This window comes from Nonomuraea sp. MG754425, assembly GCF_021699195.1.
Lineage (GTDB): Bacteria > Actinomycetota > Actinomycetes > Streptosporangiales > Streptosporangiaceae > Nonomuraea.
Genome location: NZ_SSXE01000054.1, coordinates 1 through 26,356, shown reverse-complemented (window position 1 = coordinate 26,356; position 26,356 = coordinate 1). Strand labels below are relative to the sequence as shown.

Annotated in this window: 22 protein-coding genes, 1 other RNA gene and 2 pseudogenes; 11 read left to right on the top strand and 14 right to left on the bottom strand. The window is 71.0% G+C overall.

Features of this window, described 5'->3' with window-relative positions:
* Positions 1-167: 167 nt before the first annotated feature.
* From FAF44_RS20265 to FAF44_RS20255, 3 genes are read left to right on the top strand one after another with little or no spacing between them, the layout of a single operon-like run.
* Positions 168-1,334: an acyl-CoA dehydrogenase family protein gene (locus FAF44_RS20265; protein ID WP_237104776.1), complete on the top strand. Its 1,167-nt coding sequence runs from the start codon at positions 168-170 to the stop codon at positions 1,332-1,334.
* Positions 1,331-2,353, top strand: a complete 1,023-nt coding sequence (locus FAF44_RS55830) for an acyl-CoA dehydrogenase family protein (protein ID WP_237104775.1) — start codon at positions 1,331-1,333, stop codon at positions 2,351-2,353. The genes FAF44_RS20265 and FAF44_RS55830 overlap by 4 nt, the downstream gene beginning before the upstream one ends.
* Complete coding sequence (locus tag FAF44_RS20255; RefSeq protein ID WP_237104774.1) at positions 2,353-3,855, top strand: AMP-binding protein; 1,503 nt, start codon at positions 2,353-2,355, stop codon at positions 3,853-3,855. The genes FAF44_RS55830 and FAF44_RS20255 overlap by 1 nt, the downstream gene beginning before the upstream one ends.
* Here the strand turns inward: FAF44_RS20255 and FAF44_RS20250 are convergent.
* The 4 genes from FAF44_RS20250 to FAF44_RS20235 are packed head-to-tail and all read right to left on the bottom strand — an operon-like array spanning position 3,822 to position 8,266.
* Positions 3,822-4,937 carry a C45 family autoproteolytic acyltransferase/hydolase gene (locus FAF44_RS20250; protein ID WP_237104773.1) on the bottom strand — a complete coding sequence of 372 codons (1,116 nt, stop codon included), beginning with the start codon at positions 4,935-4,937 and terminating at the stop codon, positions 3,822-3,824. The genes FAF44_RS20255 and FAF44_RS20250 overlap by 34 nt on opposite strands.
* Before the next feature lie 34 nt (positions 4,938-4,971).
* Positions 4,972-5,928, bottom strand: a complete 957-nt coding sequence (locus FAF44_RS20245) for a YafY family protein (RefSeq protein ID WP_237104772.1) — start codon at positions 5,926-5,928, stop codon at positions 4,972-4,974.
* Between the two features lie 56 nt (positions 5,929-5,984).
* The gene (locus tag FAF44_RS20240) at positions 5,985-7,421 is read right to left on the bottom strand and encodes an Nramp family divalent metal transporter (RefSeq protein ID WP_237104771.1); all 1,437 of its coding nucleotides are present in this window, start codon (positions 7,419-7,421) and stop codon (positions 5,985-5,987) included.
* Between the two features lie 35 nt (positions 7,422-7,456).
* Positions 7,457-8,266 carry a GNAT family N-acetyltransferase gene (locus FAF44_RS20235; RefSeq protein ID WP_237104770.1) on the bottom strand — a complete coding sequence of 270 codons (810 nt, stop codon included), beginning with the start codon at positions 8,264-8,266 and terminating at the stop codon, positions 7,457-7,459.
* Between the two features lie 190 nt (positions 8,267-8,456).
* On the opposite strand from FAF44_RS20235, the gene FAF44_RS20230 reads away from it, so the two are divergent.
* Entirely contained in the window at positions 8,457-8,855 is a 399-nt protein-coding gene (locus FAF44_RS20230) for an SSI family serine proteinase inhibitor (RefSeq protein ID WP_237104769.1), read from the top strand.
* 49 nt (positions 8,856-8,904) lie between these two features.
* Here the strand turns inward: FAF44_RS20230 and FAF44_RS20225 are convergent, their stop codons facing one another.
* The 3 genes from FAF44_RS20225 to FAF44_RS20215 are packed head-to-tail and all read right to left on the bottom strand — an operon-like array spanning position 8,905 to position 12,615.
* A complete protein-coding gene (locus tag FAF44_RS20225; protein ID WP_237104768.1) occupies positions 8,905-10,023 on the bottom strand; it encodes a M20 family metallopeptidase in 1,119 nt (372 codons plus the stop codon).
* 58 nt (positions 10,024-10,081) lie between these two features.
* Entirely contained in the window at positions 10,082-11,110 is a 1,029-nt protein-coding gene (locus FAF44_RS20220; protein ID WP_237104767.1) for a dipeptidase, read from the bottom strand.
* A gap of 59 nt (positions 11,111-11,169) precedes the next feature.
* Positions 11,170-12,615 (bottom strand): NAD(P)/FAD-dependent oxidoreductase, encoded by a 1,446-nt coding sequence (locus FAF44_RS20215; RefSeq protein ID WP_237104766.1) that lies wholly within the window; start codon positions 12,613-12,615, stop codon positions 11,170-11,172.
* Positions 12,616-12,735: 120 nt separating this feature from the next.
* On the opposite strand from FAF44_RS20215, the gene FAF44_RS20210 reads away from it, so the two are divergent.
* From FAF44_RS20210 to rnpB, 4 genes are all read left to right on the top strand, one after another.
* Positions 12,736-13,536: a Nif3-like dinuclear metal center hexameric protein gene (locus FAF44_RS20210; RefSeq protein ID WP_308193347.1), complete on the top strand. Its 801-nt coding sequence runs from the start codon at positions 12,736-12,738 to the stop codon at positions 13,534-13,536.
* Positions 13,537-13,538: 2 nt separating this feature from the next.
* The gene (locus FAF44_RS20205; RefSeq protein WP_237104765.1) at positions 13,539-14,279 is read left to right on the top strand and encodes a zinc ribbon domain-containing protein; all 741 of its coding nucleotides are present in this window, start codon (positions 13,539-13,541) and stop codon (positions 14,277-14,279) included.
* Positions 14,276-15,511 carry a bifunctional RNase H/acid phosphatase gene (locus FAF44_RS20200; protein WP_237104764.1) on the top strand — a complete coding sequence of 412 codons (1,236 nt, stop codon included), beginning with the start codon at positions 14,276-14,278 and terminating at the stop codon, positions 15,509-15,511. Before FAF44_RS20205 ends, FAF44_RS20200 begins: the two co-directional genes overlap by 4 nt.
* 146 nt (positions 15,512-15,657) lie before the next feature.
* Positions 15,658-16,050: RNase P RNA component class A (gene rnpB / locus FAF44_RS20195), an RNA gene on the top strand.
* Between the two features lie 129 nt (positions 16,051-16,179).
* Here the strand turns inward: rnpB and FAF44_RS56395 are convergent.
* A pseudogene (locus FAF44_RS56395) lies at positions 16,180-16,368 on the bottom strand (tyrosine-type recombinase/integrase); the annotation flags it as partial.
* 84 nt (positions 16,369-16,452) lie between these two features.
* On the opposite strand from FAF44_RS56395, the gene FAF44_RS20190 reads away from it, so the two are divergent.
* On the top strand, positions 16,453-17,664 hold the full coding sequence (locus FAF44_RS20190) for a helix-turn-helix transcriptional regulator (protein ID WP_237104763.1): 1,212 nt from the start codon (positions 16,453-16,455) through the stop codon (positions 17,662-17,664).
* A 476-nt stretch (positions 17,665-18,140) separates the two neighbouring features.
* Here the strand turns inward: FAF44_RS20190 and FAF44_RS20185 are convergent, their stop codons facing one another.
* Positions 18,141-18,650, bottom strand: coding sequence for a hypothetical protein (locus tag FAF44_RS20185; protein ID WP_237104762.1), 510 nt, complete (start codon positions 18,648-18,650; stop codon positions 18,141-18,143).
* Positions 18,651-18,715: 65 nt separating this feature from the next.
* On the opposite strand from FAF44_RS20185, the gene FAF44_RS20180 reads away from it, so the two are divergent.
* A complete protein-coding gene (locus tag FAF44_RS20180) occupies positions 18,716-19,336 on the top strand; it encodes a hypothetical protein (protein WP_237104761.1) in 621 nt (206 codons plus the stop codon).
* Here FAF44_RS20180 and FAF44_RS20175 read toward each other — a convergent pair whose 3' ends face one another.
* From FAF44_RS20175 to FAF44_RS20155, 5 genes and pseudogenes are all read right to left on the bottom strand, one after another.
* Positions 19,337-19,972 (bottom strand): class I SAM-dependent methyltransferase, encoded by a 636-nt coding sequence (locus FAF44_RS20175; protein WP_237104760.1) that lies wholly within the window; start codon positions 19,970-19,972, stop codon positions 19,337-19,339.
* Between the two features lie 42 nt (positions 19,973-20,014).
* A complete protein-coding gene (locus FAF44_RS20170) occupies positions 20,015-22,234 on the bottom strand; it encodes a bifunctional SulP family inorganic anion transporter/carbonic anhydrase (protein ID WP_237104759.1) in 2,220 nt (739 codons plus the stop codon).
* A 78-nt stretch (positions 22,235-22,312) separates the two neighbouring features.
* Positions 22,313-23,914, bottom strand: coding sequence for a hypothetical protein (locus tag FAF44_RS20165; RefSeq protein ID WP_237104758.1), 1,602 nt, complete (start codon positions 23,912-23,914; stop codon positions 22,313-22,315).
* A 184-nt stretch (positions 23,915-24,098) separates the two neighbouring features.
* The gene (locus FAF44_RS20160) at positions 24,099-24,647 is read right to left on the bottom strand and encodes a YbhB/YbcL family Raf kinase inhibitor-like protein (protein ID WP_237104757.1); all 549 of its coding nucleotides are present in this window, start codon (positions 24,645-24,647) and stop codon (positions 24,099-24,101) included.
* Between the two features lie 328 nt (positions 24,648-24,975).
* A pseudogene (locus FAF44_RS20155) lies at positions 24,976-25,334 on the bottom strand (hypothetical protein); the annotation flags it as partial.
* A 417-nt stretch (positions 25,335-25,751) separates the two neighbouring features.
* On the opposite strand from FAF44_RS20155, the gene FAF44_RS20150 reads away from it, so the two are divergent.
* Positions 25,752-26,273 carry a PH domain-containing protein gene (locus FAF44_RS20150; protein ID WP_237104756.1) on the top strand — a complete coding sequence of 174 codons (522 nt, stop codon included), beginning with the start codon at positions 25,752-25,754 and terminating at the stop codon, positions 26,271-26,273.
* Positions 26,274-26,356: the final 83 nt, after the last annotated feature.

Here is a 26,356-nt window from a genome sequence, read left to right as displayed (position 1 = left end):
AACTCGGCGACCGAACGCGCTTCGGTGGGGGTTCCTCGAATCCGCCGCAGTAATCCCTTACCGGTATCTGAACGGACGAAACGGGCGGTGTGCGTACAGAGCAATGCTCTGTACGTCCCCGGGCGCGCTGACTAGAGTAAGTGAGCACTGATTGCCGAGGAGTCGATGTGAACCTGGATGAGTATCGGCGTGCGGCCGGAGAGTGGCTGCGGGAGAACGTTCCGACCGACGACTACCCGGAGGCCGACGCGATCGCCCGGGCCAAGGAATTCATGGCCAAGCTCCACGACGCCGGCTACTCCGGCATCACGTGGGCGAAACAGTGGGGCGGCCAGGGGCTGACCCAGGCGGAGGATCGCGCGTTCGCCGAGGCGGCCCGCGACTACACCCTGCCCACCTACGTCTTCTCGATCGGCCTGGGCATGACCGGGCCCACGATCGCCGACAGGGGCACCGACGCCCAGCGCGAGCGGTTCCTGCGCCCGCTGCTGCGCGGCGAGGAGATCTGGTGCCAGCTCTTCTCCGAACCCGGCGCCGGCAGCGACGTGGCCAGCCTCCAGACCAGGGCGGTGCCCGACGGCGACCACTGGGTGATCAACGGCCAGAAGGTGTGGACCTCCGTCGCCCACCACGCCGACTGGGGCCTGCTGCTGACCCGCACCGACGTGGACGTGCCCAAGCACAAGGGCCTGACCATGTTCGTGGTGGACATGCACCACCCCGGCGTGACCGTCAGGCCGTTGCGGGACATGTCCGGCAAGGCCAACTTCAACGAGGTCTTCTTCGACAACGTCACCATCCCCGACGAGCACCGCGTGGGCGAGGTCAACGACGGCTGGAGCGTGGCCGTCACGACGCTGCTGCACGAGCGGCTGTCGATCTCGGCGGGCGTCGGCATGGGCGGCCAGAAGGACAACCCGGCCTCGCTGGAGGCGCTGCGCCGGGTGCTCGACACCGACGACCCGCTGGTCCGCGACGAACTCGTCGAACTGCACATCCGCAGCCGCGCGCTGGCGCTGTTCAACCAGCGGCTGGCCCAGGAGACCAAGGCCGGCATCTTCCCCGGCGCGCGCGGCAGCGCCGCCAAGCTGCTGCTGGCCGAGCTGACCCTCTACCAGGCCGACCTGGCCACCCGGCTGGTCGGCCCCGAAGCCGTGCTGGCCGACCAGCCCCTCGCCCGCGCGATCTCGATGGCCCCCGGCATGGCGCTGGGCGGCGGCACCAACGAGATCATGCGCAACATCGTCGGCGACCGCGTGCTCGGCCTGCCGCCGGAGCCCCGGGTGGACAAGACCGTGCCGTTCAAGGACCTGAAGGTGGGGACGCAGGCGTGAAGCTCGTACTCAGCCAGGAACAGCAGGAGCTGCGCGCCGCCGTGCGTGACTTCCTGCGCACCGCCTCGCCGCTGCCCAAGGCCCGCGACGGCTACGACCCGCAGGTGTACGCCCGCCTCAACGGCGAACTCGGCCTGTCGGGCCTGGTCGTCCCCGAGGAGTACGGCGGCGCGGGCGCCGGGATGTCCGAGCTGGCCGTCGCGCTGGAGGAGACCGGCGCCGCGCTGCTGCCGGGACCGTTCCTGGCCACCGCGTTCACCGCGCTCGCGCTGAGCCTGGTGCCCGACAAGGAGCTGCAGACCGGCATCGCCGAGGGCCGGATCACGGCCACGCTCGACGACACCGAGCTGACCCACGACGGCGGCACGGCGAGCGGCACGCTGACGCAGGTGCTGTCCGGCGCGGACGCCGACGTCCTGGTGGCCCCCGCGCGCGGCGACGGGAGCACGGTCATGGTGGCCGTCGAGCTGGCCGGGCCCGGCGTGACCAGGACCGCGCTGGAGACGCTCGACGTCACCCGGGGCCAGGCCACGATCGTGCTGGACGGCGCGCCCGCGCGCGTGCTCGGCCCCGCCCCGGAGACGGGGATCTTCGACCGGCTGTGCGTGGCGCTGGCCGCCGAGCAGCTCGGCGTCATGCGGGCCGCGCTCGACGCCATCGTCGCCTACGCCAAGATCCGGGTGGCCTTCGGCCGCTACATCGGCTCCTACCAGGGCGTCAAGCACAAGCTGGCCGACATGCACCTCAAGCTCGAACAGGCCGAGTCCATCGTCAGGTACGCCGCCTGGGCCGCCGACGAGTCGCCCGGCGAACTGCCCGAGGCCGCCGCGCTCGCCCAGGCGTACGTCGGCCGCGCCTGCTTCGAAGTGGCCCGCGACCACTTGCTCCTGCACGGCGGTATCGGTTACACCTGGGAGCACGACGCTCATCTGTTCTACAAGAGGGCCAAGGCGGACGAAGTGCTGCTGGGCCCGCCGCGGATCCACCGCGCCAGACTCGCCCAACTGCTGGAGTTGTGATGGACATCAGCGAGCTGCCGAGTTTCTACGCCATCGCCGCCGCCGACCCCGGCCGTCTCGCGGTGATCGACACCGACGGCGCCCGTGTCTCGTACGGCGACCTGCTCACCCGCGTCAACCAGGTCTCGCACGGGCTTCGCGCCCGCGGGCTCGGCACCGGCGACGTGGCGGCGGGCGTGCTGCCCAACGGGGTGGACGCGCTGGTCATGGTGATGGCGACCGGGCAGATCGGGGTCTACTACGTGCCGGTCAACTGGCACCTGACCGACTCCGAGATCGCCTACATCCTGGCCGACTGCGACGCCAAGGTCGTCGTCGCCGGCCCCGGCCAGTCCGTCCCCGGCGCGGAGACCGGGACGGCCGGGCTGGCCGAGGGGCAGCCCGCTGACGCGCCCGCCGACCGCACCTCCGGGGCTGTCATGTGGTACACCTCCGGCACCACCGGCTTCCCCAAGGGCGTGCAGCGCCCGCTGCCGGGGGCCGAGCCGGAGGCGCTCGTGCCGCTGTACACGTGGTTCTTCGGCGAGGTCGTCGATCTCAAGGCGGGCGACGAGGTCCACCTGGTCACCTCGCCGATGTACCACTCCGCGCCGTGCGCGCACGCCCAGTTCGCGCTGCACCTCGGGCACACCGTGGTGATCACGCCCAGGTTCGACCCGGTGAACATCCTGGAGCTCGTCGAGCGGCACCGGGTGTCCAACGCGATGATGGTGCCGACCATGTTCCACCGGATGTTGCAGCTCCCGGAGGACGTCAAGGCCAAGTACGACGTGTCGAGCCTGCGCCAGGTCATCCACACCGCCGCCGCCTGCCCGGTCTCCGTCAAGCGGCAGATCATGGACTGGTGGGGCCCGGTGCTGTACGAGTACTACGGCTCGACCGAGTCCACCATCGCCTTCTCCGTCAAGCCCCACGACTGGCTGGCCAGGCCCGGCACCGTCGGCCGGCCCGCCCCCACCTTCGAGGCCAGGATCTGCGACGAGTCCGGCGCGGAGCTGCCCCCGGGCGAGCCCGGCCTGATCTACGTCAAGTCCAGCATGGGGACGTTCGAGTACCGCAAGGACCCGGCGAAGACGGCCGCCAGCATGCTGGGGGAGTGGTACACGCCGGGCGACATCGGCTACTTCGACGCCGACGGGTACCTGTTCCTGTGCGACCGGCGTACCGACCTGATCGTCTCCGGCGGGGTGAACATCTATCCCGCCGAGATCGAGGCCGCGCTGCTGGAACATCCCGCGGTCGCCGACGTGGCCGTCATCGGGGTGCCCGACGAGGAATGGGGTCACACGGTGGTCGCCGTCGTGCAGCCCGCCGAGGACGTCACGGCGGGCCCGGAGCTCACCGCGGCGCTGCTGGAGCACTGCGGGCCGCGCATCGCCAGGTTCAAGCAGCCGAGACTGATCGAGTACCGCGCCGAGCTGCCGCGCACCCCCACCGGCAAGCTGTCGCGTACCAGAGTGCGCGAGTCCTACCTGGCCGGGAACACCAGCTCCTCGGTGTAACGCCCGCCGTCGCCCAGGTAGAAGCGGGTGGCGAGGGTGCGCTCGGCCGTGTCGAACACCGTGCTCCACAAGGTGCGGAACGGCACGGCCGGCTCCTCGGCCGGGCGCACCGCGAGCAGGCTCTCGCGCACGTCCGCGGCCGACATGGTGACGCCCTTGCTGCGCTCGTACAGCGTGCGCAGCCGGCCGTAGGAGGCGAGGCTGGCCTCGGTGTCCGCCGGCAGGTTCATCGGGTCCGGGTGACGGTGCAGCAGGTGGTTGGTGACGCAGAGCGGGCCGTCGCCGAACTCGACGATGTGCTCGACGCCGTCCTTGCCCCGCTCCCACACGAACGCCTGCCCGTGCGCGTCGGCGACCAGGTAGTGCAGGGGCAGGCCGTGGTCGTACTGCTTGGCGGCCAGCAGCGCCTGCTTGGCCTGCTCCGCGTTCTCGCAGGTGTCGATCAGGAAGCGGGGGAGCTGCACGCTGTTGACCCCCACCTGCGGGGGGAAGTTCTCCGGCGGTTCGGCGGACTCGAAGTCGGCGATCAGCAGCATGACCGCCAGCCCGGCCGAGTTGATGCCGTCCATGCAGCCGTCCAGCGCGGACATCGTGATCACCGTGGAGGCCGGCCCCTCGTCGGGGATCGTGGTGATCACGTAGGGGCGGGAGGCCATGGGCAGCTCGTTCGGCCGCGGCGGGGCGCCCGCCATCTCGCTGGCGGTCGTCCGGAAGAAGTCGTAGTTGCGGCCCACCCGGCCGTGCCCGTCCGCCGCGGCCGACGGCGGGATCCACAGGGCCGAGCAGGCGAACCCCTCGGGGACGTAGCCCTGGTCGTCGAGGGCCAGCTCGTCCTGGTCGGGGTCGAGGCCGAGCACCGACGCCGCGCCGTCCATGCGGGCGTGGTGCTGCGGCCAGTGGCGCTCGAACCACGCCCTGCGGGCCCGGCCCACCGTCGGGTCGATCGGCGCGGGGGACCAGCCGAGCCGGCGGGCCTCCTCGGTGAGCGCCCTGCCGATCTCGTACTGGCCGCCGGTGAGCGTCAGGTGGGTGACGAGCTGGAAGTCGTCCTTGCCTCCGGCGACATGCGTCATGTTCTTCATGGCCCGAGCCTGGCCCCGGCCGCTGACCACCGGCTTACCGGCCGCTGACCGCTCGCCGGTACCGCTCCGCCAGCCGCAGCACGTGCTCGGCCAGCTCCGGCGGGTCGAGCACCTCGAAGTCCACGCCCAGGAACCCGAGCCACGCCGCCATCCCGCCGAGGTCGTCGCCGCCCAGCTCCAGCCGGCAGGTACGGTCGTCCACCGGCTCCGCCTCCAGGCCCAGCGGCAGCGCCCGCACGTCCGCGGCCGGGGCGTGCAGCAGCACCGTCGCCCGGTGCCGCCACATCGCCGTGCTCAGGCCCTTCTCCACGTACGCCGCCACGTCGCCGTCGCCGGGCAGTTCGCGCGGCGTGAAGCGGGGGCCCGCCGGCGTCCGCGGGCGCACCCGGTCGACCCTGAACGTGCGCCAGTCGTCGCGCTCCACGTCGTAACCCACCAGGTACCAGCGGCCGCGCCGGTGCACCAGACGGTACGGCTCCACGTTCCGCACGGTCGGCTCGCCCTCGTGGGCGGTGTAGTCGAAGCGCAGCCGCTCGTGGTCGCGGGCCGCGTTCGCGATCGTGGTCAGCACCTCGGGCGGCACGGAGGGCTGGTTGCCGGGGATCTGCACCGTGTAGGCGTTGAGCGCGCTCACCCGCCGCCGCAGCCGCGACGGCAGCACCTGCTCCAGCTTGGCCAGGGCACGCACCGAGGTCTCCTCGATGCCCTCGACGCCGCCCCCGGCCGCGCGGCCCAGCCCGACCGCGACCGCCACGGCCTCCTCGTCGTCGAGCAGCAACGGCGGCAGCGCCGCGCCCGCGCCCAGCCGGTAGCCGCCCGCCACGCCGGGGGAGGCGTGCACCGGGTAGCCGAGCGAGCGCAGGCGCTCGACGTCGTTGCGGATCGTCCTGGTCGAGACCCCGAGCCGGGCCGACAGCTCGGGGCCGGACCAGTCGCGTTGCGCCTGGAACAGGGAGAGCAGCTTGAGCAGGCGGGCCGAGGTCTCCAGCATGGCCACCAGTGTGCCCGCTGCCGCCCGGCCGCGACGCCGCGCCCCCGCCTCGGACGTCAGCCGCCGCCGAGCAGCTTCTGCGCCTGCTGGATGACCACGATCACGGTCAGCGTGCCGAAGAACGCGACCGACCAGATCAGCGCCCCCAGCCGGAACGAGCGCACCTTGATGGCCGCGGGCAGCGCCCGCCGGTTGAGGATGATCAGCAGGATCGAGTACACGAACATCATCACGGCCGCGAAGCAGGCCGAGAACACCAGCAGGATGAGCGGCTGGTCGAGCCCCGCCAGCAGGATGCCGGTGCCGATCAGCGCCATCGCCCAGACCGTGACGAAGTACACCCGGTTCACCGAGACGGCCTTGTCCCGCAGGTAGACCGTCTTGATCGTGTCGGAGGCCAGGCGGGCGGTGTAGTCGACGATGCCCATGGCCGAGGCGAACAGCGCCAGCGCCCCGACCACCCAGAACAGCACCCCGAACCAGGTGCCCACGACGTCCTGCAACACCTGCCCCTCGACCTGGAGGAACCCGATGCCGTTCGCCAGCCCGGGACGGCCGAACACGGTGGAGTACGCCAGCATCGACATGAGCGCGATCGTCACGAACGACACCACGGCGAACGTCCACGCCTGCTCGACGTTGGCGAAGCGCCACCACTGCCGCCAGCGCGCCAGGTTCTCCTTCGTCGGCGCGAACTGGAAGCCGGTCGAGGAGGCCGCCTCCTCGTGGCCGGTGACGGGGCTGACCAGACGGGGGACGTACTGGCCCATGCCGAAGCCCTTGTCACGGATCCAGTTGCTCTGGCACAGGTTCTGGCCGCCGCCCGCGCCCGCGTACGCGATGGCGCCCATGAGCACCGCGAAGTCCAGCGGCGGCACCGGGAACCTGGCCCCGACGGACAGGCCCTTGCCCAGCTCCAGCCAGCTCTCGGCGTTGATCGCCACCGCGACCGCGACCACGGCCAGCGTCGCCACCAGGGCGATCTTCACGAAGATGACCCGCTCCAGCAGGACGTAGATCACCGGAGCCAGGGTCAGGCCGAGCGCGATCACCACCAGCATGCCGATCGCGATCCACCGCACCGACCCCTCGCCGGAGCCGGTCAGGTACGTCACCATGGTCGCGGACGTGGTCACCCAGCCCGGCCAGAGGTTCGAGCAGAGCGTCATCACCACGAAGAACAGACCCCAGTGTTTCCACATGCGGCTGAACCCGGTCAGCGCGGTCTCGCCGGTGGCGAGGGTGTACCGCTCGATCTCCATGTTCAGGAACCACTGGGTGATGATGCCGATCGCGGCTCCCCAGATGAAGACGAGGCCGACCTGCGAGGCGATGTACGGCCAGAGGATGAATTCTCCCGACGCCAGCCCCACTCCGGCCCCGACCAGGCCGGGGCCGATGATGCGCCAGGTGGAGCGGGGCGGTTCGGGCAGGTCGCGGACGGCGACCGACGGTAGGACTCGCGCAGGAACGGTGGGGGTGAATTCCGCCATGCGGATCTCCTTGTTCTGCTTGCCTTCCCGTCACATTACAGAGATCCGTAACACCTGTGGAATAGCTGGTTGACGATCACCACGTACTCGCCGCGCTCGGTGAACCCGGCCACCCGCCCCCCGGCCGCCATGGCCGCGCCGAGGGTCTCCCGTACGGCCGTCCGCCAGGCCCGCGCCGCCTCGGGGTGCTCCCGCCGCAGCCGCTCGACGTCGCGCGGCGTCCCCACCGTCAGCACCGGGCCGCCACCGCCGGACACGACCGGCCGGCCGTCCGCGCCCTCCCGCACCAGCGGGTACGCCGGCCCGGACCGGCCGTCCTCCGCGTCGGTCGCGCCGGCGACGGGCCACACCGCCAGCAGCCGGTCGGAGGCGTCCCCCTCGTTGATCGCGTCGGCCATCACCCCGTAGAAGTCCGTCAGGTACTCCTCCGGCCGCGCCCCCAGCTTGACCAGGTTGAAGCGGGCGTTGCGGCGGACGAGGGGGTCGAACGTCCAGGTGATCCGCTCCAGCCCGCGCTCCCGGGCCCAGGCCCGCTGGTGCAGCTTCAGCGCGTAGCCGACGCCACGCCCGATGATCGCCCCGGTCACGTGCGAGTGCAGCGTCCCGCCCGCCGCCAGGAACCCCACGGACGCCCCCACGAGCACGCCCTCGGCGAACGCCCCGGCGACGTAGTTGCCCGAGTGCGCGAACCCGGCCATCAGCTCCACGGACGCCGGCACGTTCGCCGGCTTCGGGTGCCAGATCTCGTCGAAGAGGCGGTAGACCTGCTGGAACTCGCCGACCTCGCGCAACTCCCTGATCGCCACGCCGGCGCGGGCCGCCGCCCGCTCATCCTCACCTGCCATGCCCCCATTTACCCACGCCGCCCCGCGTCGCGACGCGGGGGCACGTCTATGACCTGCGAAGACAGCTCTGCGTCACCACATGCTCACGCTGAGGTGGCCGTGCCGCGCCTGGTCACCGGCGACAGGCCGACGGTAGTCATGATGCGTGCGCCGTCCCACGCCGGGACGCCCGTTGACCTGGGAGGATCTCATGCCGGTAGTGCTGACCACCGCTCGCAGGCTGGCCGCGCTCGGGCTGTGCGCGGCCGCGAGCCTGGCCGCGTTCGCGACGCCGCCCGCCCACGCCGCCCCCGCGGGCGCGGTGCTCTACATCACCGTCACCCCCGTCAGCGACGGCGCGTACTCGATGCGGCTGACCTGCGACCCGGACGGCGGCCTGCACCCGTACCCGGTGGACGCCTGCGACGCGATCCGCTCGGTGGACGGCGACCTGTTCGCCCTGAACTACAACCCAGGGCCGTGCCCGAGGAACTACGACCCGGTGCGGGTCGAGGTGCGCGGCCACTGGTACGGCCAGCCGATCTCCTTCGACGAGAAGTTCTCCAACCGGTGCGTGATGGAGCGCACGCTCGGCCCCGTCACCGGGTAGCCCGCCAGGGCGGCCCGCCCGGGGAGCGTCCCCGGGCGGGCCGCCCCGGTCATGGCCGCTCCACCTGGCCGACCGCCTCGATCAGCGCCCGCAGCAGGGCCGTACGTCCGGGCATCTCGGAGACCACGACGTGCTCGTGGTCCGCGTGCGCCCCGCCCCCCACGGCCCCCAGGCCGTCGAGCGTCGGGCAGCCCACCCCGGCCGTGAAGTTGCCGTCGGACGCGCCGCCCACCGAGGCCGCGGTCAGCGGCTCCAGGCCCAGCCCCGGCGCCAGCTCCTGGGCCAGGGCGAACAGGCGGGCCGACATCGAGCCCTCCAGCGGCGGCCGGTTGGGGCCGCCGAGCACCTCCAGGCGGGTGCCCGGCACCACCGGCCGCAGCGCCCGGATCGCCGCGTCCACCCTGGTCTGCTCCGACACCAGCGCCGCCCGCACGTCCACGCCCACCGAGGCGGCGGCGGGCACCGTGTTGACCGACGTGCCGCCCGACAACATCGTCGGCGTGACCGTGGTCGCGCCGGAGCCCAGGCCGGCGATGGCCAGGATCTGGTGGGCCAGCTCGACGCCCGCGTTGGCGCCCTTCTCCGGTTCGAGGCCCGCGTGCGCGGCCTTGCCGTGCACCCTGACGGTGTAGTTGGAGGTGCCCTTGCGGACCGTCTTCAACGCCCCGCCGTCGGCGCTGGCCTCCATGACGAACGTGGCGGCCAGCCCGCGCGCGGTGTCCTGGATCAGGCCGGAGGAGGTGGCCGAGCCCAGCTCCTCGTCGCCGGTGACCAGCAGCGTGACGCCGTCGAGCGAGCCGAGCCCGGCCAGGGCGTGGAACGTCTGCACCAGCCCGGCCTTCATGTCGAACACGCCCGGCCCGCGCGCCACCCCGTCCACCACCGACCACGGGTGCGTGGCGAGCGTGCCGATGGGCCAGACGGTGTCGTGGTGGCACAGCAGCAGGATCTTCGGCGTGCCGAACGACCAGCGCAGGTGCGTGACGCCGTCGATCACCACGAACTCCGGCCGCGTGCCCAGGTGGCGGGCTCCCATCGCGGCCACCACCTCCGCGCTGCGGGCCACGGCCGCCAGGTCACTGGAGAACGACTCGCACAGGACGAGCTCCTCCAGGTCTTCGAGCATCCCGGCGGCGGCCTGCCGGGCGGTGTCGTCGGTCGTGCTCACGCTGGTCGTCCCCCGCGAGTCGTCGTTCGGCTGGTCGTGCTCGGCCGGTCGTGGCCGGTCATGCGAGGAGTTCCCCGAAGAGCCGGTGCACGTTGCCGCCGATGATCCGCGTGACGTCCTTGTCCGGCAGCCCGCGCGCGAGCAGCCCCTCCGTCACCATCGGCAGCCCGGCCGGGCCCTCCAGACCGGGGACGGCCTGCCTCGGATCGACGCCCCTGGTGTGCAGGTCCTCGCAGCACGGCGGCGTCAGGTCGTCCATCACCTCGCGGATGAAGTCGGGGCCGAGACCCACGTGCTCGACGCCGGCGACGGACACGACGTGCTCGATGTGGTCGAGCAGGCGCTCGAGCGTCATGTCCGCCACGCGCTCGGCGAGGAACGGGGCGAAGAAGTTGACGCAGACCACGCCCCCGGTGGCGGCGACGCCGCGCAACTGGTCGTCGGTGAGATTGCGGTGGTGGTCGCGCAGGGCGCGGGCGGCCGAGTGGGTGGCGATGACCGGCCTGGTGGCCAGCTCCAGCACGTGGGCGACGCCGGAGGCGCCCAGGTGGGAGACGTCGAAGACGATGCCCAGGCGCTCCATCTCCCGCAGGGCGGCGACACCGTGGGAGGTCAGGCCGCTGCCCGTGGCGTCCTCGCCGCTGCCGTCGGCCAGCGGGGTGCGGCCGAAGTGCGCGATGGCGGCCACCCGCACGCCCAGGCGGTGCACGGTCGAGATCAGCTCGACGCTGGCGTCCAGGCCGGGCATGCTCTCCAGCGCGAGCACCAGGGCGATCAGCCCGTCGTCGAGCGCCCGGTCGATGTCGGCGGCGTCGAGGCACAGACGTACGCGGTCGGCGTTGCCCTCGGCCAGCACGTGGGCGCACTCGATCATGCGCAGCGTCTGCCGCAGCGCGCCCTCGGGGAGGTACTGGTCGTCGATGAAGACGGGCAGCACCTGGAGGTCGACGCCTCCGTCGAGAAGCTGCGGCAGCCACCGCTGCCTGAAGAACGAGGCCCACTGCCCCGGCGGCCGGGCGGAGACCGCCATCAGCAGATCGTTGTGCGTGTCGGCCACCACGGCGCGCCGATGCAGGGGAAGCGTCATGTCAGGACGTTATCGCGAGCCCCGGACCTGCTCCAACGCCCGCCCACCGGACGGTCCGGCTACCGAGGCCCGGCCACGCGGTACGCCGAGCGCGGCGGCCTGGCCGTGAGCCTGCGGTACAGCGTGGTGGGCCCCGGCCAGTTGTTGGTGACGCGGCCCGACGCCGTCTTGTACCAGCTCTGGCAGCCCGCGCCCCACACCATCCTGGCCATCGCCGCGTCGAGCCGCTCGCGCCAGGCCGCCATCGCCTCGGGACGCACCTCGATGGGGCCGCCGGCGGCCAGCCGTGGCAGGCAGGCCATGATGTGCCGCACCTGGCACTCGATCATGAAGACGATCGAGTTGTGGCCCAGGTTCGTGTTCGGGCCGTACAGCAGGAACATGTTCGGGAAACCGGGCACCGAGATCCCCAGGTACGCCTCGGCGCCGCCGGCCCACTGCCGCTCCAGCGTGCGGCCCTCGCGCCCGACGACCTCCATCGGGGCCAGGAACTCGGTGCTCTGGAAGCCGGTGGCGTACACGATCGTGTCCACCTTGTACGGGCCCTCGGTGGTCTCGACGCCCTTGGGCGTGATCCGGACGATCTTGTCGGTCACCAGCGACACGTCCGGTCTGCTCAGCGCCGGGTAGAAGCCGCTGTCGATGACGACCCGCTTGCAGCCGGGCGGATAGTCGGGCGTCAGCCTGGCCCGCAGCTTCGGATCGGGCACCTGGTCGCGCAGGTGCCCCAGCGCCCGCTTGCGCAGCAGGCCCGTGCTCCAGCCCTGGGAGAGCGCCGGATACAGGGTGCTCTCGGCGTAGCGGTAGATCCACTCCCGGTAGGCTCGCCGCAGCCCGGGGACGAAGCGCAGGACGAGCCGCGTCAGCGGCGCGAACGTGGCGTCCGGCTTCGGGATCACCCAGTTGGGCGTGCGCTGGAAGACGTACAGGTGCTCGGCCCGCTCCGCGACCCGCGGGATGAGCTGGGCCGCCGACGAGCCGTTCCCGATCACGGCGACGCGCCGGCCGGTGAGGTCGTGGCCGTGGTCCCAGCGGGCGGAGTGGAAGGAGACCCCCTCGAACTCGGCCATGCCGGGGATGTCCGGCAGCCGGGGACGGTTGAGCTGTCCCGCCCCCATGACCAGCACGTCGAAGCTCTCGGTCGCGCCGTCGCCGGCCGTGCTGACCTGCCAGTGGGTGCCGTCGAAGACCGCCCGCCGCACTTCCGTGCCGAAGCGGATTCTCTCCCTGACGTGGTATTTGTCCGCGCAGTGCTGGAGGTAGCCGAGAATTTCGGGTTGTTCGGGATAGCGGCGGGTCCAGCTCGTGTACTTCTCGAACGAGTACGAGTAGAGCTGCGAGGGAATGTCACACCCCGCGCCCGGGTAGCTGTTGTCCCGCCAGGTGCCGCCGAGCTCACCGGCCTTCTCGAAGACCGTGTACGAGCGTATTCCCGCCCGTTCGAGCTGGATCGCCATGCACAGTCCGCCGAAGCCCGATCCGATGATCGCGACTCTTGGTGCCATGCCGCCCTCCGAACAAAGTCAGGATTCACTTACATTACGCCGAACCCCCATCCGGTGACACCCCCGAGCGTGCCCGCCGCGAGGCGCCCCGTGGGCCGGTAGTCTGCGCAGGTGGCTGCTGTGACGTTGACAGACGTGATCGAAGTGCTCGAGGCGGCCTACCCGCCCGCCCGGGCCGAGTCGTGGGACGCGGTGGGGCTCGTCAGCGGCGACCCGGCCCAGCCCGTGCGCCGGGTGCTGTTCGCGGTCGATCCGGTCGCCGCCGTGGCGCAGGAGGCGCTCGACTGGGGCGCCGACCTGATCGTCACCCATCACCCCCTCTACCTGCGCGGCACCACCACCGTGGCCGCGACCACGCCCAAGGGCCGTCTCGTCCACACCCTGATCAAGAACGACGTCGCCCTCTACACCGCCCACACCAACGCCGACGTCGCCAACCCCGGCGTCTCCGACGCCCTGGCCAGGGCCGTGGGGCTGACCGGCGACCTGGTCCCGCTCCAGCCGTTCCCCGACGACCCCTGGCGCGGGCTCGGACGCGTCGGCGAACTGCCGGAGCGCACGACGCTGGGGGAGTTCGCGGCGCTGGCGGCCAAGGGGCTGCCGCACACGCCGTCGGGGATCCGGGTGGCCGGCGACCTGTCCCGCCCCGTCTCGCGCGTGGCCGTCAGCGGCGGCGCGGGCGACTCCCTGCTCGGCGGGGCCGCCGCCGCGGGCGTCGACGTGTTCCTCACCGCCGACCTGAGGCATCATCCCGCCAGCGAGTTCGTGGAGTCGGGCGGGCCCGCCCTGATCGACGCCGCGCACTGGGCGACCGAGTGGCCCTGGCTCGACAGCGCGGCGTCCATCCTGCGCGAGAGTGGCGTTACCGTTGAAACGCGCGTCTCCGCCGCGGTCACCGATGCTTGGACAAGAGGATATTGATCATGAAAGCAGCCCCTGAGGCCCAGAAGCGACTGCTCGATTTGGCAGAGCTCGACTCCGTGATTGATCGGCTGGCCCACCGCCGCCGCACTCTGCCCGAGCTGGCCGAGATCGACGAGCGTTCCAAGCTGTTCGCCAAGCTCGCCACCCAGGTGATCGAGGCCGAGACCGAGTCCGGCGACCTCGCCCGCGAGCAGGCCAAGGCCGAGAGCGACGTCGACGCCGTGCGCACCCGGGCCGACCGCGACCAGAAGCGCCTCGACTCCGGAGCCGTGACCTCCCCCCGCGACCTTTCCAGCCTGCAGTCCGAGATCACCTCGCTGAACAAGCGGCAGGGCGACCTGGAAGAGGTCGTGCTGGAGATCATGGAGCGCCGGGAGGCCGCCGACGCCAAGGCGGGCGACCTGGTGACGCAGCGCGACGAGGTGCGCGCCGCCCTGTCCACCGCCGAAGACCGCCGCGACGCCGCCCTCACCGAGATCGACAAGGAGTCGGGCGAGGTGCGCGGCCGGCGCGCGGACACCACCGGCGACATCCCCGCCGACCTGCTCAAGCTCTACGAGAAGCTCAGGGAGCAGTACGGCGTCGGCGCCGCCATGCTGCACGGCGGCCGATGCCAGGGCTGCAAGGTGGCCCTGTCCATCGCCGAGATGAACCGCATCAAGGGCGCGCCGCACGACGAGGTGCTCAGGTGCGAGGAGTGCCGCCGGATCCTCGTACGTACGGCAGAGTCGGGCCTGTGACCTCGTACGTCATCGAGGCCGACGGCGGCTCGCGCGGCAACCCCGGGCCGGCCGGCTACGGCGCGGTCGTCAAGGACGCCTCCGACGACCAGGTGCTGGCGGAGGCGGCCGAGGCGATCGGTGTGGCGACCAACAACGTAGCCGAGTACCGCGGCCTGATCGCCGGTCTCAGGGCGGTGCTCGACGTGGGCGGCGACGGGGCGCGGGTGGCCGTCCGGATGGACTCCAAGCTGGTCGTCGAGCAGATGGCGGGCCGCTGGAAGATCAAGAACGAGGGCCTGCGGCCGCTGGCCGCCGAGGCCGGCGCGCTCGTCAGGCGGCTGCGCGTCACGGAGTGGACGTGGATCCCCCGCGAGCGCAACTCGCACGCCGACCGCCTGGCCAACGAGGCCATGGACGCCGCCGCCAAGGGCCTGACCTGGAAGGCGGGCGGCGCGCAGGAGGGCGGCCCGGCGGCCGGTCGCGGGGCCGCGCGCACCGCACCCGCCGGCCGTCAGACAGACCTCCTCGACGCGGGCGACCAGTTGTCCGCCCCGACGGCCGCGGTCGCCACCGCCCAGCAGACCGCCCGGGTCACGGGCGCGGGCAAGGGCACCGGCTGGGCCCCGCCTGCCCGCGTCGCCACCTCCCTGCTCCTGCTCCGGCACGGCGAGACCCCGCTGTCCCTCGAACGCAGGTTCTCCGGCCTCGGCGACGCCGAACTCACGGCGGCCGGTCTGGCCCAGGCCGCGGCGGCGGCGGAGCGGCTGTCGCGCGAGCCGTACCGTCCTGATGTGATCGTCACCTCCCCGCTCACCCGCGCCCGGCAGACCGCGCAGGCCGTCGCCGAGCGGACGGGCGTGGAGATCGAGGTGCTCGAACACCTCAGAGAGGCCGATTTCGGCGACTGGGAGGGCCACACGTTCACGGAGGTGCAGCGCCGCTGGCCCGCCGAACTGGCCACGTGGCTGGCCGACCCCGACGTCGCCCCGCCCGGCGGCGAGAGCTTCGCCCAGACCGCGCACCGGGTGCGGGCGGCCAGGGAACTGCTGGTCGAACGCTATGAGGGCAAGACCGTGCTCGCGGTCTCCCACGTGACGCCCATCAAGCTGCTGCTCAGAGAGGCCCTGCTGGCCCCGCTTGAGTCCCTCTACCGCATGCACCTCGACCTCGCCTGCCTGTCGCTGATCGAGTACTACGCCGACGGCCCGGCCGTGGTGAAGACCTTCAACGACATCTCGCACCTGCGCTGACCGGGGCCGTGCCGGGCGCCGCCAGTGAGCCGCCCGGCACGACCGCCGCCTGCCACCGCCCCCCTCAGGCGCTGACCCGGCCATTCCAGCGAATCGATCTTGCCGATGAGTGGGGAACGGCTTGAGATTTGATACAGTCCACCAGACGAGTCGGCCGGGCGACCGCGTCGGGCCACACCAGGCCCGCCGAGGAAGGTCCGGGCTCCACAGGGCAGGGTGGTCGGTAACGCCGACCCGGGGTGACCCGCGGGACAGTGCCACAGAAAGCAGACCGCCTTCCGGCCTGGCCGGGAGGTAAGGGTGAAAGGGTGGTGTAAGAGACCACCAGCGCCCACGGTGACGTGGGCGGCTAGGTAAACCCCACCCGGAGCAAGGTCAAGAAGGGACGCTCTCCGGAGCGTTTCGCGCGCGACGTTCGAGGGCTGCCCGCCCGAGCCGCGCGGGTAGACCGCTCGAGGCCGCCGGCAACGACGGCCCTAGATGGATGGTCGCCCCTTCATCACGAAGGACAGAACCCGGCCTACAGGCCGACTCGTCACTAAAAGTCCATCTACCAGGCATAGCATCCAGCGAGTGATCGCCAGTTCCGCCGTAGTTCCGCTAGCGGAATTGATCATGTTCTCGATGGCCCCACGGCCCAGGTCCTCATCGCTCGGAAATAGATGCCGGTAGATATCCATTGTTTCGGCGATAGTCGCGTGCCCTGGGCGGAGTTGGATGACCTTAGGGTTAAGGTTCGCAGCGATGAGCGTAGAGGCGCAAAAATGCCTCAAGTCGTGGAACCTGGTTCCCTTAGGGAGTTCGGCTTTCTCTACGGCCCTTCTCCTCCCATGTCTCGGAGTCGCGCTCGACCCCACAACGGGCTTTTTGGGGGATGGGCCGTGCCTTACCGGCCGCCTCAGGCTCCCTCAGGGCCGCGTGGCCGTACTACGCTGGCTGATATGGAGCATCTGGGCGACCGTTTGGCCAGCTTGCGGCGGCTCGCTGATCTGACGCAGGAAGAATTAGCGGAACTCTCCGGCGTGTCTGTCGATGTGGTGCGAAAGCTGGAGCAGCGACGCAAGCACAGTGCGCGATTGCCGACCCTACACGCGCTTGCGAAAGGGCTCGGGACGGAGGTCTCGGCCCTTGTCGGCGACCCGCCCGCCGTTCCGTCGAATGGACACGCGGAATCACCCCAATTGGTGGCCCTTCGACGGGCGATCATGCCTCCGTTGTTCGCTCCGCCTCCCGAGCGCGACGCGGCGGAATCACTGTCCCTGCCACTGCTCCGGAGCGAGATCTCCGAGGGGTGGACGCTTTATCACAGTGCGGAGTTCGACCGGCTTGCCGATGTGCTTCCGGGGATGATCGAGGATGCTCGGCTGATCGCCTCTATCGGATCTCCGGAGCAACGCGCACAGGGCGAAGGAAGTCTGAGCAAGGCCTTGCAATTGGCGGGTCATCTCGCTATCCGGCTAGGGAAAACCGATCTCGCACTGTCGAGCCTTGAGCGCGCCGCAATGGCGGCGCAGAACTCGGGTGATCCGCTGTTTGCCCCGATGGTTTACGGCTCTGTCGCATGGGCCTATCAGCGTCAAAACCGTCTCGATGATGCGGAGCACCTTGCGGAGCGAGCAGCCGATGCGGTGGAACGCGAAACCGGCATGAAGACTGCTGCGGGCCTGCGGGTCTGGGGTGGCCTGGTCATGTCGGCAGCGACCAGCGCGGCGCGGTCGGGAAGCTACGACCGGGCAACCGAGATGATGACCACGGCTGAACAGTGGGCCAAACGGTTGTCCAGCTTGCCACCGGTCGAGGACAGTCGCGCGGTATCAGTATTCAACCGGTCATCAGTGCGGATTGAGCGGGTTAGGCTCGCGGTACAACATGCACGCCCCGACGAAGCTCTGCATCTTGCCAAGGGCCTACGGTTGAGTGGAGACGTTCCGCCGTCGTGGCGTACATGGTTCTTGTTGGATGTGGCGCGGGCTTATACCGACCTCGGGGACGCTTCCAGCGCCGTGAGAACCTTGGAAGCGCTCAAGGGTGCTGCCCCGGGATGGATGCGGCATCACGTACTTGCCGTCACGATCATTCGTGATTTGTATGCGGGTCCGATCCAACCACCTGGATTGCGGAAGCTTGCCGAGTACGTGGGGGTACGTCCTTAGCCCCTGCGCTTGGCATCGCGAAAGTAGGACGTTCCGTCCCTGCTGTGAACGCCTCTCGCCTGCTTCGCTGAGGACCGTGCGCGCGCGGTCAGCCATGGCGAACTTCGGCTGGAGCTGATCACGGACGGCGAGGATTGGGCAATCCGCAAGAGCGGAAACCTGCTGTGTGAGGGTTGCCACCGAGAGATCGCCTATGTCTGGGACGTACTCATGAAGGCGATCTTTGGGCCGGACAACCGTCATGAATCAAGATGAGCTGAACAGGCTGATCTACGGGGTTGATCCGGAGTGCTCGATCCCGACACGCGACGGAAGCGGCAACGGTGCGAGGAGGTGCCGTGCGGGTCTGGTCGGATGATGTGAGCCCCCGAGAGTTGAACCTCAGGCCCGGCCGGACACCTTTTCATGATCGAGACCTTGGCCGGGGTAAAGGGAGGTGAAAAGGCGGTCCAGGAGGCTCACTTCGCAGGTGCGGGTCAGCTTGCGAGGAAGTCGAAATGGAAGGCCGCGATCACCAGGAGCAGGCTGGTTATTCTCACGAACTGGACGAACACGCCGTGCTCGGTCAGCTTGACCACCCTGGCGATCGCCCCGAGCGGACGCCCCTTTCCTTTGATGAAACTGTCGAGAATGTACGCGCCGATCGCCAGCCCGACAGGAACGAGCACGAGGGTCAGCAATCCGAGATCTCGCGGAAGAATCGAGGTGGCGACAAACGGAAGGGCGAACGGCAGCACCAGGCACAGGACGGCGACCGTCACCATCAGAATCGACTCGGTCGGTTTCCGCAGGGTGGCGAGCCATTCCTGCAGGCGCTTCGTCCCGACGATGTCGGTGAGGATGGCCAGACCGCCGAGCAGCGCCGCGACCTTGGCCATCCGCGCCCACCAGTAGATCTCCAGCCCCCACAGGACACGCGATTTGATGTCCACGCCGTCCGACCAGAGCGACCACGCCTCGAGATAACCGATCACCTGCGATGCCATGGCGGGATGTTACGCCTCGGAGAACCCGCTTGCGCCGCCCGGGCAGCGCGGGCCACTGTAGCGGTATGGACTCCGCGGCCCTGGTCGGGCTGGTGGTCGCGCTCGGGCTCGGTGTGCCGCAGCTCTATTTCGCCTACCGGCAGGTCCGCCTGGCCGAGGAACAACGGCGCAGGCAGGACGCCATGGAGGGCGAGAAAGAGGCTCGGGAAGAAGCGGCGGCCCCGCCGCCGGCCGATTCCCGGAAACCGCCTGCGGCCGCCGCCGAGCCGCTCCTTGCGGCGACGCCGGAAAGAGAGCCGGACACCCCCGCCGCTAGCGCTCCGCTTTTCTCGGACAACGCGGCGAGGGTAGGCGAGGACACCGCGTCGGAAGCAGCGCCCCTCTGGGCGTTGGGCGTGCAGGCATTCCTGGGCGCGATCGTCGTCTACAACGTGGTGGATCTCGAAGGTTTCATGAACACCTGGCCCACCACACCCCGCGCGGAATGGGCCAGTGCGCTGTGGACGTACGCCGCCATGCAACTGATCGTGAGCGTGGTGGCCGGCGCGTCGGCGTTCAAATGGTTCGTGACGAGGAAACGCGCTTTCTGGGACCGGGGGCGGGAATTGTTGTACCTGGCGATCGCCGCCCTCGGCCTGCCGCTGATCGCGGCCTTGGTGATCGTCCGCCACGACGTGATGTGGTAGCTACCGCCGGGCGTACCCGAGGACGTGCGTCAGCCGCGGCACGCCGGGCTGCGGCGCGAAGCCGAACCGGTCCGACTCCACCACCTCGAACCCGGCCCGCCGGATCGCCCCGAGCGTGTCCCGGTTCGGCCGGCAGCCGCCCGCCAGCCGCCGCCACACCGGCGTGACGACGTCCGCCAGCAGGCCGAACGCCGGGTTCGGCGAGCGTACGTGCTCGTAGAAGCGCAGTTGCCCGCCGGGCCTGAGCACCCGCGCGATCTCCGCCAGCGCCCGCGGTTGCGACGGCACCGAGCACAGCACCAGCGACACCACCGCGACGTCGAAGGAGCCGTCGTCGGCGGGCAGCGCCTCCGCGTGTCCGGGCAGCACCGTCACCGGCACCGGAGCCGACCCGGCCTGCTTCATGGCGAGCCGGCGCAGGGTGTCCTCCGGCTCGACGGCCACGACCTCCGTCACCGCCGCCGGGTAGTGGGCGAAGTTGCGGCCGTTGCCGGCCCCGACCTCGATCACCCGCCCCTCGGCCCCCTCCAGCAGCAGCCGCCGGTGCTCGTACGCGCCCCGCTGGTCCACGAGCTCTGCCACCCGTGCGTAGGCCTGCGCGAAGCGGGGATGCTGGAAATCGGACTGTCGCGACATCGGACCCTCTCAGAACGGTTCCCTCCAGCATGCCTCCAATGCTCAGTCCATGGCGTCGAACGTCCTGGCAGGCGTCGCGGGGCGCAGCGGCGGCACCATGTGCACCCGTGCCGAGCCGATGTCGAAGAACAGCCCCACCAGCTCCAGCGTGCCCGCCCGCACCTGCTCGTCCACCTTCCGGTAGGTGCGCAGGTTCTCGAGCTGCTGCTGCACGTTGACCCGGCACAACACGTCGAGCGCCCCGCCGTGCAGCCGGTCACCCTCGGTCTCGATGAACGTGGCCAGGCTGTGGCTCCCGTGCCGCAGCCACCTGCGCAACCCCGGCAGGCTGCCCGCCTGCACCCCGCCGCTCAGCACCCCGGCCATCGCCCCGCAGCCCGAGTGCCCGCACACCGTGATCGTGCGCACGCCCAGCACCTGCGTCGCGTACTCGACCGCCGCCACCACCGAGTCGTCGCGCGGCTCGGAGCCCCTGCGCGGCACCAGGTTGCCGATGTTGCGCACGGTGAACAGGTCACCCGGCCCGCTCGCGGTGATCAGGCTGGGCACGATCCTGGAGTCGGCGCACGTGATGAACAGGTGCGACGGCTGCTGCTTGCGGGCCAGCTCGGTGAAGATCGGCCGCACCAGCGGCGCGGTGTGCCGGTGGTACTCGCGCGCCCCGGCCGTGAGCAGGCACTCCGGCGTTCCGTCCGGGGTGGTGGTGGCCGGCTCGTCACGGTGGCGGCGCTGCGCCCACGGCAGCCACCAGCGGTCCGGCACCTTCGGCGGCGACTTGGCGGGGAACGTGCGCGCCCCGCTGGCCGCCAGCGTGTACCACTCGTCGTGCAGTTCGTCGATGGCGACCGTGCCGCCCATCCGCTCGTGGTCCAGCCGCCAGGAGTGGAGGGCCTCGAAGGCGCCGTTGTCCATGAAGTCGATGTTCAGGTCGAGGTCCACGGCCGCGCCGGTGGGGATCGTCCGCAGCTCGTGGGTCAGCCGGGGCACCCCCAGGAACGTCAGCGACCCCGAGATCGTGACGTGCAGGCGGCCGTCGCGGTCCTCCCGCTTGAGCACCGTCACCCAGGTCAGGCGGCGCAGCGCGAGCAGCGCGGCCAGCGCCAGCCCCGCCAGTATCCCTTCGGCCAGCCCGAGCAGGATCACGGCGGCCATCGTCATCACGTACACCGGCACCTCGCCGTGCCCGTGCACCTTCTTGACGTGGCCCAGGTTCACCATCTGCACGCCGATGAACACCAGCAGCGCCGCCAGCGCCTCCAGCGGGATCAGCGTGATCGACCAGCCGAACCCGACCGCGAACACCAGCACCCACACCCCGTGCAGGATCGTCGACCAGCGGCTGCGCGCGCCCGCCTGCACGTTCGCCGTGCTCCGCACGATCACCCCGGCGACGGGCAGGCCGCCGAGCGCGCCGGCGACCATGTTCGCCACGCCCTGGCCGGTCAGCTCCTGGTCCAGATCCGCCCGGCGACCGCCGTGCATCCCGTCGATCGCCACCGAGCACAGCAGTGACTCGCACCCGGCCAGCAGCGCCACCAGCAACACCGAGGCCACCACGAGATGCCAGTCGCCCTGCGGCAGCACCGGGAAGGCCCACCCGGTCAGGCTCTCGGACAGGTCCACCCGCGTCACGTCCCAGCCGAAGGCCCACGCTGTCACCGCCGCGATGGCCAGCGCGGGCAGCGGCGCGGGCACCGCCTTCAGCCGCTTGGGCAGCCGGGTCCACAACGCCAGCACCAGGATCGTGAGGATGCCGACCGCCACCTTGTGTCCGTGCAGGTCGGCGATCTGACCGGGCAGCTCCAGCACGTTCGCGACGGCGGACTGCTGGGGGCTGCCGCCGAGCACGACGTGCAGTTGCGCGAGGGCGATGAGGATGCCGACGGCCGCCAGCATGCCGTGGATGACGGCCGGTGACACCGCCAGCGCCGCCCTGGCCGCCTTGAACACCCCCAGCACGAGCTGGACGGCCCCCGCCAGCAACGTGATCATGCACGTGGCGCGCCAGCCGTAGGTGTGCACCAGATTCACGACCACGAGCGACAGGCCCGCGGCCGGACCGCTCACCTGCACCGCCGAGCCGCCCAGCGCCCCGGCCACGATGCCGCCCACCACGGCGGCGATCAACCCGGCGGCCAGCGGCGCGCCGGAGGCCATCGCGATGCCCAGCGAAAGGGGCACCGCGACGAGGAAGACCACGAGCGAGGCGGGCAGATCGTATCGGAGGGTGCTCGCCCGGCTACTGAGCGTGTCGCGGAACATGGAGCAAACTCTATTGCTCCGTCGTCCTCGCTTTAGTGGGGCATCGCGCTGGTTTTACCCATTAATGGGTACTGGAGATCACCGGTAGTAGTCGTGCGGATAGTCCTGCTCCGGGCCCCTTCGGTGGCTGCCGGAGCCGGTGCCGTGCGGCTGCGGGGGCTGGCCCGGCCAGCCCGCAGGAGCGCCGCCGCCCGCCGAGGGGGCCTCGGGCCACCCCGCGGGAGTGGTGGTGATGTCGCCGGTCTCGTACGCGCCCGCAGCGAACGGAGAGGCCGCCTGCGGCGACGTGGGGGCCGCCAGCAGGTCGTAGTTGGACACGGGGCCGGACGCCGCGTGGGGGCCCGACGCGGCCCGGGAGGCGGCGTTGTTGGACACGGCCCGTCCGGGGACCGTCGGCGTGCCGGAGGCGGGGGAGGGGCCGGTGAGCGGGTCGGAGTCGTCGGCCACGGCCCAGCCGGAGCGCACCTCGTACGAGGCCGGGTAGGACGAGCGCGCGGCGGGCTGCTCGAACGCGGGCCACGAGGTCGCCCCCGGGTAGGGGGCGTCGGGCGCGGGGGCCGGGTCGTCGAGGATGTCGGGGGAGGCCGCCCAGGAGCCGGACGTGGTGCTCGCGGGCCGCTGGGTCCAGGTGGTCTCCAGCGGGTCGGCGGCGCCGCCCCCGTAGGCGGGGAACGGGTCGCTCGTCGGCGCGCCGTGGATGGGCGCGGCGGGGGCCACGGGGAAGCTGCCGCTGGAGGTCGGGCTCACCGCGGGGAAGGAGCCGCTGCCGCCGGCGGCCGGGTAGGCGCTGTTGGACGAGACCGCGTTCGACGAGGGAAGGGGGGACGCGGCGGCGGTGGCGTTGGAGGAGACGGGCGTGGGCCGGGGCGAGGGATCCGGCTCGGGACGCGTGGGGGCGGGCACCGGCTGGGCGCCCGCGCCGAGGATGCTCAACACGTCGGCGGTCGGCGCCGCGAACGTCATGGTGCGCTGGTCGGCCAGTTCGGCCTGGGAGGGGGTGCGCTTCTGGGGCTCGACGAGGTCGGCGAGACCGGCCGTGGCGGCGGCGGGCTGGCGCTGCGGCAGCGGGGCCTGGATGGTGGTCGCCTCGGGGTCGACGTTCGCGGCGGCCGCCGCGGGGCGCGGCCTGGCGCGCTGGGAGCGCTTGGCGGGCCGCTCCGTCGGGCGCTCGGCCGTGCGCTCGGTCGGGCGTTCTGCCGGCCGCTCCGCCGTGCGCTCCATCGGGCGCTCGGCCTCGGCGGCGGGACGCTCAGGACGTTCGGAACGCTCGACCGGGCGGGAGGCGCCCTTCCTGGCGGCCACGGTGCCCCCGGCGCCGAATCCGCCCTCGTCCGCGTCGCTGCGGATGTTGGCCCAGAACTGCTCGTCGTCGGCGTCGGCGTCGTTGGTCCGGGTGCCCCACTCGTCGACGCCGCGCTTGCCACGCTGACCGGTGCGAACCGATTTCGGCTTGGGCGCGTCGAGCGGGGTCAGGTCAGGACTGAAATTGGCCATGCGCGGCTCGTGCGCCGCGAACTGGTCCGTGGAGCGGGTCTGGGTCTGCTCCTCCTTCTCGGCCATCTCCTTCAGCCGCTCAGGAGGAAGCGAGCTCTCCCTGTTGTTCATGGAGCGCATGCCCAGTGCCACGACGACGAGCACGAGGAGCACGACAGCGACCAAGCTCACAACGACCGCGATCATTGCACCACCCTCAAAGCCATGGCCTCCCTCTGACACCGATGAGATCGCGCGGCCATCAACGCGATCTGCCCCCTTTGATCACCAGTGCCTAACAATTGGATCTGATTGTGTCGGACCACTATGAGAGTTGTCACACCCTACGTGAAGAATTGGTACACCGGCACTACTTGTCGTGTTCGGCCCCTCACTGGATGTCCACCACCGTGAGACGACCGCGGGCAATGGTCTGATCGGCGATCTTCTTGAGGATCTCGGGGAGCGGGGCGCCCGTCGGCAGACCGACCTTGCCGTTCAGCGTGTAGACCGTGAACCGGTAGCTGGCCGCGTCCTCGCAAGGCGGTTCGTAACCCACCTTGCCGCTGGTCACCTTCGCCTGCCCGGTGCCCTCTGGGGGGTCGGCGGCGGCGTTGGGGCCCAGTTCGGTCGTGGTCGCCGGGATGTCGTAGAGCACCCAGTGCACGGCCGATCTGGCGGACGTGTGGCTGTCGACCACGATGGCGATCGACTTGGCCTCGGACAGCGGTTGACTGGACCAGCGCAGCGGCGGGCTGCCCTGGTCGCTCTTGCAGGAGTATTCGGCGGGAAGCGGCTTGCCCTCGCGCAGTTCCGGGCTGGTGACGTTGACCTCCGCGATGTCCTGCGCCTGGGATCTGCCGATGAAGCTGAGGCTGGCGCAACCCGACAAGGAGAACGCGACGACCGTCGCCGTCACACTGACGGCGAGGTGTCGCACGCGTGATGCCGTACTACACAGCCCCATGCCGGACGATGCTACGCGGCTCACGGCGGTGCGCAGACCGTTTCTCGATGGTCGGTCGCTGGTAAAGGATCCGAAAAGCGCAAGATTGATGGCATTCGCGTAGTGAGCTTGACCACATCAGCGGCCTCTGGAACGTTCCCGATCCCTGGACCGGCCCCACCGGGGCAGCCTCGCTCGCCTGCTGCTTCGCGCCTGGGAGGGGCGCTCCGGCCGCCTCGACAAAACGGACATTGCTTTCGGACGGGCACCGCCGCGAAAAATCAGGTGCGCCAGCTCGCGAAACCGGGTAGCGGGCCGCCGGTCAGGTCGTGTCGTGCCGATCGCGCAGGATCTGCACGCCGTCGCCGTCGAGTTCGGCGCAGTACGCCGAGCGTCCGGTCGTGGCCATCACCAGTGCCAGGGTGCCGCCGGACACCAGCGGGCCGGAGCCCGTGCTGAAGGGGCCGTCGGTGGCGGCGAGGCGCAGGCCGGCGATCCGTTTCCGGGCGGCGACGACCAGGTCGGAGCCCCGGTAGTACTCCGCCACCCGGGTGAGGGTGCCGATCGGGTACTCGTGGCGAATGCCCAGCGCCGCCGGATGTCCTCGCCGTGCACGATCGTCTCCCCCAGCATCGCGATGACCGGCAGAGGCGGTTTGGTGGTGCTCGTGACGACGCGTCGTCAGGACGGTCGAAAGTGCGGACTTCCGTCAGGGAGCGAAATCATCGCTGATGAGGGAAATTTCCAGCCAGTCCGTCCGCTCGGCGGGCGTCGCCGGGCCTGCTGGAGGCGGTTCGGGGGGTGCGGACGGCGGCTGCCACGTCGCGTGAGGGCGCTCGCGCTGTGGTGCGGTCACACGCTGGCCGGGCCTGGCTGGCACGAACGTGGCGCCGCCGACGTGGCCAAGCTCGACAGCCTGCGGCCGGGCCGCCACCGAGCATGGCACCGGGCCCGCGTCCGGTCCCGGCGGACACGCCGGGACGGCCGGCGGATCTTTACCGACGGCCCTGGACCGGACGGCATCCGTGTCCCCCCGGCGGCGATCTTTGTCGGCCCGCTGGCAGATCGCCTGCCGGGTTCGCACCATAAGCTGGCCTTGTGACGTCATCCGGCCCGCTGCGTGACCCGGCGAACCGCGTCTCGCCCAAGGCCATCCGGCTCTGGTTGCTCGAGTCGCTGGTCGCCTTCGTGTTCCTGCTGGGCGGCTCGCTGCTGGTGTCGCGGTGGTTCGACGGCAGCCAGTGGTGGTGGGTGCCCGGGTGGCTGTCCCGCGACGCGTGGCTGCTGCCCGTCGGGGTCGTGGTGGTGACGCTGCCGTTCCTGGTGGCCGAGCCGTTCGTCCGGTACTTCGTCCATCGCTGGGAGCTTTCCGGCGACGTCGTCTACGCCCGGTCGGGGTTCCTGACCAGGGAATGGGTGTTCGTGCCCGTGAGCCGCATCCAGACGGTCGACAAGGGGCAGGGGTGGTTCGAGCGGCTGCTCGGGCTGGCCACGCTGGAGATCAGGACGGCCTCCCACGCGGGATCCTCGACGATCAAGGGGCTCGACTACCGGGTGGCGGCCGAACTGGCGGAGCGGCTCGCGCACCGGGCCGAAGAGCTCCGGGACGACGCGACGTGACCTCCGTCCCCGCAGTCCCGGCTCCCGGCCGCGAGGAGGCCCGAGGACCGGCCCCCACGACCCGCCACCGCCGGGGCCCGGCG

Bases quoted from the DNA above. Each gene is read 5' to 3' on its own strand.
- FAF44_RS20215 (WP_237104766.1), bottom strand. From the start codon at position 12,615: ATGGCACCAAGAGTCGCGATCATCGGATCGGGCTTCGGCGGACTGTGC.
- FAF44_RS20240 (WP_237104771.1), bottom strand. From the start codon at position 7,421: ATGGCGGAATTCACCCCCACCGTTCCTGCGCGAGTCCTACCGTCGGTC.
- FAF44_RS20170 (WP_237104759.1), bottom strand. From the start codon at position 22,234: ATGTTCCGCGACACGCTCAGTAGCCGGGCGAGCACCCTCCGATACGAT.
- FAF44_RS20185 (WP_237104762.1), bottom strand. From the start codon at position 18,650: ATGGCATCGCAGGTGATCGGTTATCTCGAGGCGTGGTCGCTCTGGTCG.
- FAF44_RS20175 (WP_237104760.1), bottom strand. From the start codon at position 19,972: ATGTCGCGACAGTCCGATTTCCAGCATCCCCGCTTCGCGCAGGCCTAC.
- FAF44_RS20165 (WP_237104758.1), bottom strand. From the start codon at position 23,914: ATGATCGCGGTCGTTGTGAGCTTGGTCGCTGTCGTGCTCCTCGTGCTC.
- FAF44_RS20250 (WP_237104773.1), bottom strand. From the start codon at position 4,937: ATGAAGAACATGACGCATGTCGCCGGAGGCAAGGACGACTTCCAGCTC.
- FAF44_RS20255 (WP_237104774.1), top strand. From the start codon at position 2,353: ATGGACATCAGCGAGCTGCCGAGTTTCTACGCCATCGCCGCCGCCGAC.
- FAF44_RS20205 (WP_237104765.1), top strand. From the start codon at position 13,539: ATGAAAGCAGCCCCTGAGGCCCAGAAGCGACTGCTCGATTTGGCAGAG.
- FAF44_RS20230 (WP_237104769.1), top strand. From the start codon at position 8,457: ATGCCGGTAGTGCTGACCACCGCTCGCAGGCTGGCCGCGCTCGGGCTG.
- FAF44_RS20190 (WP_237104763.1), top strand. From the start codon at position 16,453: ATGGAGCATCTGGGCGACCGTTTGGCCAGCTTGCGGCGGCTCGCTGAT.
- FAF44_RS20180 (WP_237104761.1), top strand. From the start codon at position 18,716: ATGGACTCCGCGGCCCTGGTCGGGCTGGTGGTCGCGCTCGGGCTCGGT.
- FAF44_RS20245 (WP_237104772.1), bottom strand. From the start codon at position 5,928: ATGCTGGAGACCTCGGCCCGCCTGCTCAAGCTGCTCTCCCTGTTCCAG.
- FAF44_RS20220 (WP_237104767.1), bottom strand. From the start codon at position 11,110: ATGACGCTTCCCCTGCATCGGCGCGCCGTGGTGGCCGACACGCACAAC.
- FAF44_RS20235 (WP_237104770.1), bottom strand. From the start codon at position 8,266: ATGGCAGGTGAGGATGAGCGGGCGGCGGCCCGCGCCGGCGTGGCGATC.